A 12,265-nucleotide genomic window follows, 5' to 3' on the forward strand; every position below is an offset into this window, starting at 1 on the left:
CCAGTTACAGTAACCAGCCTGCTCGCTATCCATATCTTTGATAGGACAGCACTGACTGGAACGTTTCTTTATAGTACGTACAGACTATCGTTATTGCATGCACATATCGCCAATTTCCCCATCGTGAAGAAAGTTACAGTTCTATGTAAAAACCAAAAAGCCGCTCCTCGATGAGGAGCGGCTTACTTAATTTAACCGCTATTGTTATTTTGTTATTACTCCGCTTTTGCGGGAATGCTAATTGTTTTGGACCAGGTTTTTCCGCCATCCGTAGTTTTGTATACGGACGGACTTGTCAGGCTTGTATCCGCCATCCAACCGCTATTTTTGCTTGTAAACGAAATGACGCTCTCGTAACCTTTGATCGGTTTGAAATTGGTCCATGTTTTTCCAGCATCTAATGAACGGCCCACGCCAATGGCTTCTCCTGCAGGCGAGTATCCGGCGAGTATAGCCGCTCCGTCTACGAGCTGAAAATTGCTTGGATGGCCGCCTGGCGAAGCTGGGCCTTCCGTCACAATTCCTACAGCACCGCCTGGAGCAGGACCTCCGCCTGCGGTGTCTTGGCTAATCACTTTGCGCCAGCTCGCACCGCTGTCCGATGAAGCATACAGGGAATAAGATTGCTGGGACATCCCTGCTCCTCCATAAAATTCGGCCCATATCTCATTGCCTTTCGTGAAGATCTCTCCGCCGCTAACCTCATCCGATTTCACATTAAGCTTGACGGCCCACTTCGCTCCGCCATCAATAGTTCGGTAAAGTTTATAGCCGTAACCTGGGACGACAACAAGTGCCCAGCCATGCTTTGCATCTTCAAATTCCGCGTAGCGTGTATTTGCCGGCGTCGAGATTTTGGTCCAGCTCTTGCCGCTATTGGATGTTTTATAAGCAAAAGCTTTCGTGTAACCAAATCCATTTGCTGCATCCGTAAAATGGATTCGCTCCAAAGCGATAGCTCCGGTTGGGTATTTCGTAAAAGTGCTTCCGCCATCCGTTGTATGAATAAGGGCATTAGGCCCAGTAACGGATGATTTGGCTAACGCCCAGCCTGTCGTGTTGGATATAAAGTCTAACTGGGTAAATTGCCAAGTCCCTTTATAAATGGATTGCCAAGAAGCTCCTGCGTCCGAGGTGCCGATAAGGAATCCGTTTCCAGCAGCGCGGCCGGTCGTATTGTTCAGAAACTGAATTTCGCTGAACCGATATTCGGAAGCTCCTGCTGGCGTACCTTTGAAAAGTTCCTTGCCAGCGGTACCTTCTTCTGCTTGTACTAGCGGACTGATGGTTGCAAATCCAATGACCAAAGCAGCAGCTAAAACACCATGTTTGAACTTGAATTTTTTCATGTGACTCCTCCTTCATTCTCTTAGCAGTAGGATTAGCTTATCAATGGCAATATACCCGTTTTACCTATAAACGAATCTAAGGGAGAAGTCTGCTTTAGAATTAAAACGAAACAGAAGGACGAAAGCCCACTACGGCTAGTGGGCTTTCGTCCTTCTAATTTTCAGTCAAGTTGTAGGTTAGGTCAGTTTTAGTTTGGTCCATAAAGTAAACATGGGAGAGCAGCAGGCTGCTCCCAGCTCGTTCCTTTACTTTAAGGCCATCCCAATGATAGAAATAGCTATCTCTGATATCGAGCGTTCTATAGATCTCCAGCTTATCTTTGTCCAGCAATACATCTGCCAAACGTGTCGCTTTGTTAGTTTTACGATCAATTAACGTAAGCCAACCTGTATCATGCGGCCGAACTACCATATACTCCTCATCGTACAGCTCTACTTGAAAAGAAGAAGCATCCAAACCAGTTAGCGTTTTTAAATCATGAGTCTCTTTAACGCTACCTTCACGATTGACTTCGATTAATTGTGTTCCATTCATGAGGAGCGCATTTTTTCCTGTAGACCAATCTATGTTTTGAATCGGGTGGATTCCCCAATAATGCACCTTCGTTTCCAGTTTGAGCTTTTCATCTACAATGAGAAATTTAAAAATAGCATCGTTTAGATGAGGTTCGCCTTCCTGCTTATCAGGACTGCTGTAAATAAAAAAAACCGTGCTTGGCACGGAGAAATTATGAATATCCTAAAGCTCGAAAGCCATCAAATCCCGGCCCATGGTGATCTTGTTGGAGTAGATATCGCTCATGCCTTGCATGTACTCGGCTTCTGCTTCATCCGTTGCTGCAGGCGCGGGAATATGATGGGTAAGCACGAGATGAGCCACTTCCGCCTGCTTGGCCATTTGAGCCACCTGCAGCGTAGTTGAATGGTATTTGGCGGGATTGGAAAGCGACTGCGCTTGCTCTGGGAATTTTGCAATTAGCGCATCCAGCCACGCTTTGTTATAGGATTCATGGATAAGGAGGTCAGCGCCTTGACTATATTTAATCATATTAGGAACAGGAATCGTATCTCCAGAGATGACAACCGTTTTGCCGTTGTATTCAATTTTGTAGGCGAGCGCCGGATAGACCGGACGATGGTCAACCTCGAAAGCTGTAATTTTTAGACCTGCTCTGTCATAGACGACACCTTCATTATTTTCGATATAGTTGATTTTCGAGCCTTCGTCAGCGGATAAGTTATAATTGACTCTTAGATTGGCATCGAAATCAAATGATTCTCGCATTTTCCCAATGATTTCTTTTGTCGTTGTCGGTCCATACACGTTCATAGGCACTGATCGTCCTTCAAACACCCTCTCCGGTATGACATGCGTGCGCCAACTGGATATAAACAAATCAAAAAAACCGGAATTATGGTCGCTGTGATGATGGGTGAAAAATACATCGGCTATTCGCTGCGGCATGATGCCTGCTTTGATCAACTGATCGACTACGGCGCCTCCACAATCAATAAGGATGACTTTATCTCCTGCTAATATGGCGACGCTTGATTTGGCTCTTCCACTGTAAGCACGTGGTGTGCCAGTGCCAAGCAGTATGACTTTCAAATGTTCATGGAAATCGGGAAGCAGTGTTTCTTGTGATTGAATTTGCATAGATAAACCCTCCATCGTATCGGATTGATTTTGTGAATTGCTCCAGCTCAGACGTGTTCCGCGCGTTAAATATCATCAAAAAAGCGATTAGGATGAAAAATGCTTATTTTTTTCTTCGTATACGTAATCATCTCGTTCTCTTTCCATTTATTCAACGTCTCAGTTATCGTTTGTCTGCTGCAGCCTATGACATAGGAAATCTCTTCGTGGCTGAGCTGCAAATTAACCTCAAGAGTGCCCTCTCTTCGCTTGCCTATTTGATAGAGGAACCAACCAAGGCGCCATGCAGCAGGACGGCTGATCAGCGATTCTACCCTTTGCTGGGTTTGAAGCAATCTGCGGGCTGTTATCACGGCCAATGAATAGGAAAACTCAGCGTCCTGCATGGCAAGCTCGTGATACTGCCTGGACTCCATCGACATGATTTGACTGGCTGTTAAGCATTTGGCATAGCGTCTGCGATTCACATGGGCAAGCAGCTCTGCATTCCCGAAGACCTCGCCGGGGTAACGCAGAAACAACGTTATTCCCTGTCCTTCCTGTGTGGATTGGGAAATTTTCACCAGTCCATTCTCCACTAAATAAACGGCAGTGGCAGGATCATTTTCTTGGAAAAGGAACTCGTTTTTCTTATATGTCCTGCTCGTCCCAAATTTGTTAAAGGCATCGAGAATGATTTGATTATGATGATCGGAATGATGTGCATCGATCGCATGACTGGTTTCTATTTTTATTTCTATTTCAGTTCCGCTCATAGCTGCCCTTCCTTCTCCGCAAATCCAACTATTCTTATGCGTTATAGCTAGAGTACCACAATTTCAATAGTAAAAATGTCGGTTAACTGACAAAATCTTATCTTTGGCACTTTACCGGCTGCACTCATAGGGTCATCTTCTGTGAAATGTATGAAAAAAAACCTGATCATACCGATCAGGTTCGTGATTACCACTCTTGTTAACTTAGGGAAAGGTTAGTGGCCGCGTGATAGCGCCGACTGTGCCATTCGCTCCTGGCGTAAAGACGTTCAGGCCGGCAGTGAACATATAATTTTGAGAATTGTTATTATCCCATGTGCCGCTGCCGTTATTAAAGACCGCCTCCAGCTGCGTGGCAGTGCCTAGATCAATGATGACCTTTGCATAGCCGCTAACCTCGGAGTCTGCCATCGGCTTGCCTGGAACGGTCGTCCAAGTTCCGCCAGCTGGTCGATAGTGAATATAAGGTGATGAATATCCTTTCTTATAATAAATCGTTACCTGGTTTGAACTGGATAGTGGATTAGTCGTGACACTCAGGATTGCGCTTGCTTCAGAAATATTTCCAGCACCGTCATACGCCTTGATAAAATAGCTATAAGCGGTATTAGAGGTTAACCCTGTGTTTGTATAGCTCGCAGTAACCGAGTTCGCGATTTTGACACCATTGCGCCAGATTTCATAACCAGCTACCCCGGTCATATCGGTCGATGCCGTCCAACTTAAGGAAATCGAGCTGTCGGTCTTAGTTGTTGAAATTAAGCCTGACGGTACGGTTGGTGCGGTTGTGTCCACGCTTTGCGGCGCACTTGCCGTAATTGTGCCCGCCGCTCCGTTGATACCTGGTGTATAGGTGTTTATGCCTTTATTAAATCTGTAGTTCTGCATGTTGTTGCTGTCCCAAGTGCCGTTTCCATTGTTGAAGCAGGCTTCAAGTTGAGCAGCAGATGCGATGGCGATCGTTATTTTGCTGTAACCGTTTATTTCAGAGTCTGCCATTTGCGCTCCAGGGGCGGTCGTCCATGTCCCTCCAGCCGGGCGATAATGAATATACGGAGTTGCATAACCTTTCTTGTAATAAATGGTGACCTGATTATCACTTGGCTGAGCAATCGGCTGCGCATGGCTGATTACATATTGCTTATAGCCGGCCATACTGCCGCTAGCCGAGCCGTCTCCATTCACTACGTTAGCCAAACGCAGAAGAGTAAAGCCGTTATAGCTCCATTTGGTTATTTGCTCTTCGATTTTTTGGAAGCTTCCTGTAGGAAGCGCATTTTCGCCATTCAACCTAACCCCTTTGGCATTGGCTATCGAAGAAACGGTATCGACAAGCGTGGAGGGCAGCGAAAAAGCAGGTGAACTTCCGCTATCGTACATTTCAAGTGCGGTAAAGGTTAAGTCAAGATTACTATTTTTAAATTTCTGAATCAATTCATTGTAATTGTAGTAGCCAGCTGCATGCTCGGCGCTGTGCGGCGCACTCGGGTTGTTCATTTGCCAGTGGATTCCGGAGATTTTAGCGCCAATTCTCACGCCGAATACAGAATCGAATTGTTGATGGGCTGCCGCTGCAATAACGCCCAAATGATTTTCGAGTACGCTTTGATTCCAAGCCAGAAAATCCTTTCCATATGCCGTGTTGTAGCCTCCGTTAGCGTAGAAGGCATCTCCATCGCTAGGCGGATTGATTTGGCCTGTGTTTGTTAACTGCAATCCCCACGCTTGGTTGACTCCGTTTAACGAGCTGTATTTACTGAGCATTGCTGAACGGAAAGCATTTTTGGCAGAGTCCGTATAGACTTGAAATTTGCCTCGTGACGGATAACTCCAGCCTGCCGACTGGTAATAGGATGGATAGCGAAGCTCACCGGATGGACCGGCGCTCAAGTAAATTTTTGCTATCATAGGCTTGTAGGAAGAGAAGGTTTGGGCGAAGGAAGAATATAGCTCATTATATTGCTGTTCAATGCCACTCCAAAAAGGTGAAATGGCTTCATTGTTGACATAACCAGTCTCGCTTTTATATTTCATTTCGTCAGCAGTGCCTTTGCTCCAGAGCCAGGAAGGAATCGGAATATTGCAGTCATCGCCGGGGTTTCCGCCACAGGTATGCGTAGAGAGGATGGGTACCCATTTTAAGCCGGATTCTAATACAGCGTTAGCATAGTTCTTATAGTAAGTCCAATCAAACTGGTTGTCCCCTGCTGCTTCCACATCGCCCCACCATACATCGGTAGTCAGTGCATAGACGCCATTGTTTTTCAACGTATTCAGCTGATTTTTGAATGCATTCCAGTCCGTAATCTTCGTAAGCGGTGCCATAACCGAAGCTTGAAAATCGTTTGCAACATTCGCGCTAGCTGATCCTGGAAAAGAACCGAAGAAGGTTGAAATAAACACCATGGCACCTAATAAAAGTAAACGGCCCTTCTTCCAAATCATTTTTCTGAAATACAAATTGATCATCCTCCCATGTTTTAAAATAAGTAAGCCATCTTTTGTTCCATAATAAGAAAACGCTTACAAATTTAGTTTAAAATCTTTTCCTTCATTTGAACACGCAAATCCTTGTACTAGGAGGTGGAATATTTTGTCTTGCTTTTAATGTTCGGTTGACTGAAATAGAAGTCCAAATAACGATGTACGATCATCTCCACCTTTGTTCCATGCAACAAATTGTAGACCCGTCACGTTAAAGAAGGTAAGCAGATGTAAAATATACCATTACTGAGAAAAGGAGTTTCCCGTATTTTGAAAGCGAAAAAAATAGGATTACTATTCATTGTACCTGTCGTTTCCATCTTTTTTGCCGTCTACTTCGGAATATATGTCAGCAAAGCCTATTACCCTAACCTTCCTTTCGAAGGCGGATCAAAAAAAAATGTCGTTGAAAAGCTGGAGAATAGCAATCAAGAGCTGGTGACATTAGCAAAGGTAAACGGCTATTATTGGCTAGGTTTTGAAGGGAACCAAAAAGAAGGAAAAGATAAAATCATTAACGAAATGGAAAGCAAAGGATTGAAATACAATTATTACGAAGGGTCCGGCATTTTTTTCGGAGAAACGGATCGCGTTGTCGTAACTGGGCAGGTTTGGACCCGAAAATATATTCTGTACAAAATTCCGGAAGAAAGCTTTTTGGGAAATGAAAATATAGTAAAGTAATGAAAAACGAGAAACGGCGGTACATGACCTAATATTCGAGTCATGTACCGCCGTTTTATATCTATTTGCGATTTTGCTTAATAGGACGCCGTCGACTGCTCCAGCCAAATGTCTTTAAAATCGATCCAGCCGAGCGAGTTTACGCCTACGCCTTTGATATTCGGATTGTAAAACGTGTTTAGCTTCTTATGGAGCAGAAATAAGACAAACGTTTCCTCACGGAGCTTATTTTCAATTGCGAGCAGATGCTTCCTTCGGTCCTCTTCGCGTTTGCAAGCTAGAGCAGCATCGATCTGTTCCTTTACCCAAACAAGCAAGCGCGAGTCCAAATGTTCCCGCAGAAAATTTCCGGTTTGTTCATAAAGCTCAATTAAGCAAACCTCGTCCTCTGCGAACACGACACAATAAAGAAGGCAATCTGCGTTTTGCAAAATGTCCTCCTCCCTGATACTCTCCCACGTTTCCACTTGAACAGTTACATGGATGCCATAAGAAAACAAATGCTGCTGCAGCCACTTAGCATCCTGCTCGTGAATACCATAGGTGCAGATGCTGATCGTTTCGCCGTTATAACCGGACTCCTTGAGCAAGCGGAGCGCAGGCTCGGATTCACAGCGATCCTGCCAGTTTGCCGATGAATCGTCCGGATGAAAACCGCGGGCCGGATACATTCGATCCTCGCCTAGCTCTCGGATCATCCGCGAACGATCCACTAGCAAATCCACAGCTTTGCGGAATGAAGCGGATTGCTGGGCTCCTTCCTTTCCCATGTTCCAAGTAAGCAGACTGCAGCCATTGCAGACCGACTCGATTTTTTGCCATCCTTCTTCGGTTTGGATATCTCTTAGATCATGGTCAACGAGCAGCTGCTCCCAGCTTTTGGAGAAGGCAATCGTATTCTCCGGCATAATGACGATAACGACACTGTCCAAATGGGCTCTCCCTTGAAAGTAACCAGCATTCGCTTTCATAGTGAATCGATCTGCTGTCCATTCCACAAATCGAAACGGTCCCGTACCTACGGGATGACTCCAAAATTGTTCATCCTGTTCCACCAGTTCATGAGGCACGATGGAAAGGCCGGCAGAGCATAAAAACCGGAGAAATAGCCAATTGGGCTTGGCCAGCGTAATTCTAACGGTTCTAAGCCCAACCTCCTCCGCCTGGACAACCGATCTAACAAACCACCCCGAAGCGCTGCTGCCATGTAAACGGTTTAAAGTGTAGGTAACGTCTTTCGCAACCAGCTCGCGACCATGATGGAATTGGACGCCTTTGCGAAGATGAAAGGTCCATATGGTTCCGCTCTCGTCATGCTCCCAGGCATGGGCGATCGCCGGAACGATCTTGCCCGTTGAACGGTCATATCGTACCAAGCAGTCAAATAGCTGCTTAATCATATGCGCGCTGAACGAGTAGTATAGCTCTTTAGGATCAAGCGTCAAAATAGGCCTATAAACAGGAAGCCGAAGGATATCAGCTTCACCGTCATCGATTTGAACCGTTTGATAACCAAAATGGCCGTTTAACCATTCGATAAATAGGCTTCTCGCAGTCGTCCCCTCGCCAAAGCTGTCAATCAACTCAAACGCACGCTTATACTCGCCTTTCGTGCCAAGCAGCCGTGCAAGCTCAAGGAGTTGTTTTTCTTTATCTATCCGGAAGGTGATATGGGAGCGGTTCCCGCGTCCGCGCCCACCTCTCCAGTGGATGAAGCCCTCCTCCTCCAGCTTCCGAAGAATGATTTTTACGTTGCGTGAAGTACAATACAAGGCTTTGGACAACTGATCCAAGCTGACTTCTATTTCCTTGTCGATGCCATCCATGGAGGCGAATTTTGTGAATAAGATGAGATATCGCTCTGTCGTTTGCACCTGTCCGTCCTCCTTGCCTTAACTAAAAGGGGAAATATATGAATGAGATTATACTCTTTTTATCCTCTTTTTGCGACTGCATAATAAACGTAACAAGTTCATGCGATTGCAAGGAGATGATTCATCATGCTGCCAACCGATTATGAAGCGGAAAAATTATATCAAGCCAAGGAGCGGGAATGGGAACGCCGCGCCAGATGGGGAGATTTCATTTCAAGCGAGATACCGAAGTTGCCTTTTTACCGAAAGCTGCTCTCCGCTATGGGCAATAGGAGAAAAAACCGCAAGCAAGCCAATAAAAAAGGCTAATCCCCTATTGAGGATTAACCTGGTCGTTTTATGGGATAAAGCTTAATCGTCAAGCAGCGACTTAACAAAACGTAGCGCGTAAAGAATTAAGTTGATTAGATCTAAGTATATATTAACGACCATAAGCGGAATATCGCTCTCATCAAAGCCTTCCTTGGACATCCGGTTGAAGTCATACAAGGTGTAGCCAATGAAGATCAACAAGCCAAAACCGGCATAGATCGTTTCCATCATGCCTCTAAAGGGAATGAAAAATTGCATTAAGCCCATTACGACAAGCCCAATGAGCGAGGCGAACAGAAAACCACCGAGAAAGCGGAAATCCTCCTTTGTGTAGGTCGCATAAATAGCAAGTCCCGCATAGATGAGGACTGCAACGGCTACCGTTTGGATGACAATGGATGCCCCCATTGATGCGATGTAATAGCTTAAGGCAAACTGGAGCGTCGCACCGGATACGACCATAAAAGCGTACATTAAAGAATACCCAATGACCTTTGACTTGCGAAGAAACATGATAGCAATGATTAAGCCAATCTCCACTACGAACAGTGGAATTCTCGCTGCGTTAGGAAGCATTGTACCGATCAGCATGCCGCCGACTGAGACGAGCATGGCGAAAAAAAAGGTCAGCATCAGCTTTTGCATCGGTTTGCCATAACTTCCTGATTGAATAATACTCATCTTCCATTTCTCCCCAGTAACGATTTTTATAGACCCAATAATAGCATGAAATATGACTATTAAAAAGAGATATAAAAAAAGAGCATTGAATATGCTGCTGTCGGGGTTTGGGAAGAAGCGGTGAGGACTAATACAAACGTGTGAAGGTCGATCTCGTCCAAGCCAGCTTTAGGCCCGCACGTTCCATGTTCCGTTGGCTGCTGGAACCGAAGCTTGCTTGCGCTGCGACGAGCTCACAGCCATCCTCATAGGCGTCATGCAATCTTCTTTGAAGGAGCGCATATTGCAGCCCACGTTGTCTGAACGCTGGGGCCGTTGCCGCTAGCGTACAGGAAGCGATGCCCTTGCTGATATGCATCACAGCCACCGCAGCAGGAATGCCATTCCAATAGGCTAAATAGATGCTCCAGCCTGCACGGTTCAATAAACCAATATTGTTATTTACAAAATGGTGCTTGTCCGATAAAGGCATGCCCGATCCAAGACAATGAATTTCGGCATAATGCTCAAATTGTTCAGGCTGTTCGATTTTTATGATGCTGATTTGATTTGGCAGCTCGGGCTTCTCCGACACTGGCAGTCCGTACAAGACGGAATGAAAGCCGCTTTGGCGCAAGCCATGTTCGGCAAGCTTCTGGAATAGCGGAGTACTCACTCCAACGGGATTCAAATCCAGCTGAAAGTTTCTGTCTCTGGCTTCGTAGAACTGAAGGATATCCTCAAGGCTTCCGCTGTCTTCATCGGATAAACCCTTTACGGAATTGAAAATCCCCCAGGGCATCGTTCTGATATAACAAGCGGTCGTTCTGCCGAAGGTTTCGATCTCCACGCCCTCGGGATTCCCATCCCGCTCGCCAATCGATTGAATTCTAGATGTTATAAAATCGATTTCCGATTGCTGCAAACGCAAGGCAAGCTCTTCATTCATGATTGGAAGCTTCATCAGCTACCTCCTTATTCGATGATGAAACGATCGTTCATCGCCTAAGTATTCAAAATCAGCTTTAAGCCTTCAACCTTTAATTGCTCCATGCGGACAACCCAGTTTCTGAGCGCTTCAAAGGTTTCGTCCGAAAAGCCGAATACCTGTTTCATTTCATTCGTGATCTTCTTCTCATCGTCGTTAAAATCACCATCGGCATAAATCAGCAGCAAGATCTCGGCGAAAAAAATATTTTTAATATGCTCGTCTTTTAGACCGCCTATAATATCCCCAAGCTGTTTTTCCTTAGAAAAACTGATGTCCGTATGTTTAATTTCCATTTCTTCCATAAACGATTGCAAATAATCTCTTTCTTTCTTATGTACGAAGCCATCAGCGCTTGCCACAAGATGAGCTAATTCCAGAAAAGCCTCTTTATGCTCTTTAGTTTGAAGAAAATGTAAAAACAAACGGTCCACTCCCTAGTTTCAAATATGACTGACATTACAGTAATTCGACATCTGCTTATCGTTTCCTACTAGTTTTCTATTTTATTAGATGTTTAAGGTTCCCTAGTTTTTGTTTACTTCTAATAAAAAAGGAAGGTGACCGCAAATGACGCAAAAGTCACAGACGATCCAATTTTTCAAATGTCTTTACAGTCGCTTTAAGGATGATGATGTTCCTGCGCTGGGAGCTCAGCTTACATACTATTTGATCCTTGCTTTCTTCCCGTTCCTCATCTTTATGGTTAGCTTACTGAGCTTTATCGAGCTGTCTGGTGACAGCGTCGTGGCAGAACTTATCCGTCTGCTCCCAGCGGCTGCGAGTGATTCGATAAGCGGAATTTTAACAGAGGTAGTGGATAACAGCAGAGGCACTCTGCTCTCCTTTGGTATGATTGCAACCCTATGGTCGGCTTCCAACGGAATTAATGCTATTCTCAAAGGTTTAAATAAAGCTTATGATACCGAGGAGGTTCGTCCATTTTGGAAGGTTAGGGGCATTTCCCTTATTGCAACGGTATTCCTCGTCGTTGTCATCATGTTGGTGATGATCATGCTCATTTTCGGAAAAAGCATCGGACAATATTTATTTGAATGGATGAATTATCCAAACGGATTTGAATGGATTTGGAATGTACTGAAATATGCGATTCCAGTCGCGGCGATGATTGGGGCCTTTACCCTGCTCTATTGGATCGCACCTAGCCGAAAAATAGGCTTAAAAGAAGTACTGCCAGGCGCGGTGTTTGTCACCTTCGGCTGGATTGTTACATCCCTGCTATTCCAATTTTATATTAACAACTTCGGTAATTATTCGAAAACCTACGGCAGTCTCGGTGGCATGATCGTATTGTTAATTTGGCTTTATATTAGCTCCATTCTCATTATGCTTGGCGGCGAGATCAACGCAACGCTGGCTTCGGCTAAATCTAATCCTCCTCGTGATCATTCCGCTCGTCATAGCTTCCGATTGTCCCATAAGAAAAATAACGGCGTGAATACGATTCATTCCTAAACAACAAAAACCTGATAGCTGCGGCC

The 12,265-nt window shown here is 45.1% G+C and carries 12 protein-coding genes; 3 read left to right on the forward strand and 9 right to left on the reverse strand.

Annotated elements, in window-relative coordinates:
* Positions 1-215 precede the first annotated feature (215 nt).
* From FJQ58_RS29070 to FJQ58_RS29090, 5 genes are all read right to left on the reverse strand, one after another.
* Entirely contained in the window at positions 216-1,349 is a 1,134-nt protein-coding gene (locus FJQ58_RS29070; protein WP_139998852.1) for a WD40/YVTN/BNR-like repeat-containing protein, read from the reverse strand.
* Between the two features lie 154 nt (positions 1,350-1,503).
* Positions 1,504-2,070, reverse strand: a complete 567-nt coding sequence (locus FJQ58_RS29075) for a hypothetical protein (protein ID WP_139998855.1) — start codon at positions 2,068-2,070, stop codon at positions 1,504-1,506.
* 18 nt (positions 2,071-2,088) lie between these two features.
* Positions 2,089-3,006 carry an MBL fold metallo-hydrolase gene (locus tag FJQ58_RS29080; RefSeq protein WP_238404383.1) on the reverse strand — a complete coding sequence of 306 codons (918 nt, stop codon included), beginning with the start codon at positions 3,004-3,006 and terminating at the stop codon, positions 2,089-2,091.
* Positions 3,007-3,071: 65 nt separating this feature from the next.
* Positions 3,072-3,761: a Crp/Fnr family transcriptional regulator gene (locus FJQ58_RS29085; protein WP_139998859.1), complete on the reverse strand. Its 690-nt coding sequence runs from the start codon at positions 3,759-3,761 to the stop codon at positions 3,072-3,074.
* Between the two features lie 204 nt (positions 3,762-3,965).
* On the reverse strand, positions 3,966-6,206 hold the full coding sequence (locus FJQ58_RS29090) for a family 14 glycosylhydrolase (protein ID WP_420799872.1): 2,241 nt from the start codon (positions 6,204-6,206) through the stop codon (positions 3,966-3,968).
* A gap of 309 nt (positions 6,207-6,515) precedes the next feature.
* Here FJQ58_RS29090 and FJQ58_RS29095 point away from each other — a divergent pair, with 309 nt between their 5' ends.
* Positions 6,516-6,929 carry a hypothetical protein gene (locus FJQ58_RS29095; protein ID WP_139998863.1) on the forward strand — a complete coding sequence of 138 codons (414 nt, stop codon included), beginning with the start codon at positions 6,516-6,518 and terminating at the stop codon, positions 6,927-6,929.
* A 77-nt stretch (positions 6,930-7,006) separates the two neighbouring features.
* Here FJQ58_RS29095 and FJQ58_RS29100 read toward each other — a convergent pair whose 3' ends face one another.
* Complete coding sequence (locus tag FJQ58_RS29100; RefSeq protein WP_139998865.1) at positions 7,007-8,803, reverse strand: SgrR family transcriptional regulator; 1,797 nt, start codon at positions 8,801-8,803, stop codon at positions 7,007-7,009.
* Positions 8,804-8,929: 126 nt separating this feature from the next.
* On the opposite strand from FJQ58_RS29100, the gene FJQ58_RS29105 reads away from it, so the two are divergent.
* Positions 8,930-9,112: a hypothetical protein gene (locus FJQ58_RS29105; protein WP_139998867.1), complete on the forward strand. Its 183-nt coding sequence runs from the start codon at positions 8,930-8,932 to the stop codon at positions 9,110-9,112.
* A gap of 42 nt (positions 9,113-9,154) precedes the next feature.
* On the opposite strand, the gene FJQ58_RS29110 is transcribed toward FJQ58_RS29105, so the two are convergent.
* From FJQ58_RS29110 to FJQ58_RS29120, 3 genes are all read right to left on the reverse strand, one after another.
* Positions 9,155-9,796, reverse strand: a complete 642-nt coding sequence (locus tag FJQ58_RS29110; protein WP_139998869.1) for a Bax inhibitor-1/YccA family protein — start codon at positions 9,794-9,796, stop codon at positions 9,155-9,157.
* A 127-nt stretch (positions 9,797-9,923) separates the two neighbouring features.
* Entirely contained in the window at positions 9,924-10,739 is an 816-nt protein-coding gene (locus FJQ58_RS29115; RefSeq protein WP_139998871.1) for an N-acetyltransferase, read from the reverse strand.
* A 41-nt stretch (positions 10,740-10,780) separates the two neighbouring features.
* On the reverse strand, positions 10,781-11,188 hold the full coding sequence (locus FJQ58_RS29120) for a TerB family tellurite resistance protein (protein ID WP_139998873.1): 408 nt from the start codon (positions 11,186-11,188) through the stop codon (positions 10,781-10,783).
* Positions 11,189-11,333: 145 nt separating this feature from the next.
* Between FJQ58_RS29120 and FJQ58_RS29125 the strand changes: the two genes are divergently transcribed.
* On the forward strand, positions 11,334-12,239 hold the full coding sequence (locus FJQ58_RS29125) for a YihY/virulence factor BrkB family protein (RefSeq protein WP_139998875.1): 906 nt from the start codon (positions 11,334-11,336) through the stop codon (positions 12,237-12,239).
* Positions 12,240-12,265: the final 26 nt, after the last annotated feature.

Origin of the sequence: Paenibacillus paridis (genome assembly GCF_006345825.1) — a bacterium.
Taxonomy (GTDB): Bacteria; Bacillota; Bacilli; order Paenibacillales; family Paenibacillaceae; genus Pristimantibacillus; species Pristimantibacillus paridis.

Bases quoted from the DNA above. Each gene is read 5' to 3' on its own strand.
- FJQ58_RS29110 (WP_139998869.1), bottom strand. From the start codon at position 9,796: ATGAGTATTATTCAATCAGGAAGTTATGGCAAACCGATGCAAAAGCTG.
- FJQ58_RS29080 (WP_238404383.1), bottom strand. From the start codon at position 3,006: ATGCAAATTCAATCACAAGAAACACTGCTTCCCGATTTCCATGAACAT.
- FJQ58_RS29125 (WP_139998875.1), top strand. From the start codon at position 11,334: ATGACGCAAAAGTCACAGACGATCCAATTTTTCAAATGTCTTTACAGT.
- FJQ58_RS29085 (WP_139998859.1), bottom strand. From the start codon at position 3,761: ATGAGCGGAACTGAAATAGAAATAAAAATAGAAACCAGTCATGCGATC.
- FJQ58_RS29115 (WP_139998871.1), bottom strand. From the start codon at position 10,739: ATGAAGCTTCCAATCATGAATGAAGAGCTTGCCTTGCGTTTGCAGCAA.
- FJQ58_RS29090 (WP_420799872.1), bottom strand. From the start codon at position 6,206: ATGATTTGGAAGAAGGGCCGTTTACTTTTATTAGGTGCCATGGTGTTT.
- FJQ58_RS29105 (WP_139998867.1), top strand. From the start codon at position 8,930: ATGCTGCCAACCGATTATGAAGCGGAAAAATTATATCAAGCCAAGGAG.
- FJQ58_RS29070 (WP_139998852.1), bottom strand. From the start codon at position 1,349: ATGAAAAAATTCAAGTTCAAACATGGTGTTTTAGCTGCTGCTTTGGTC.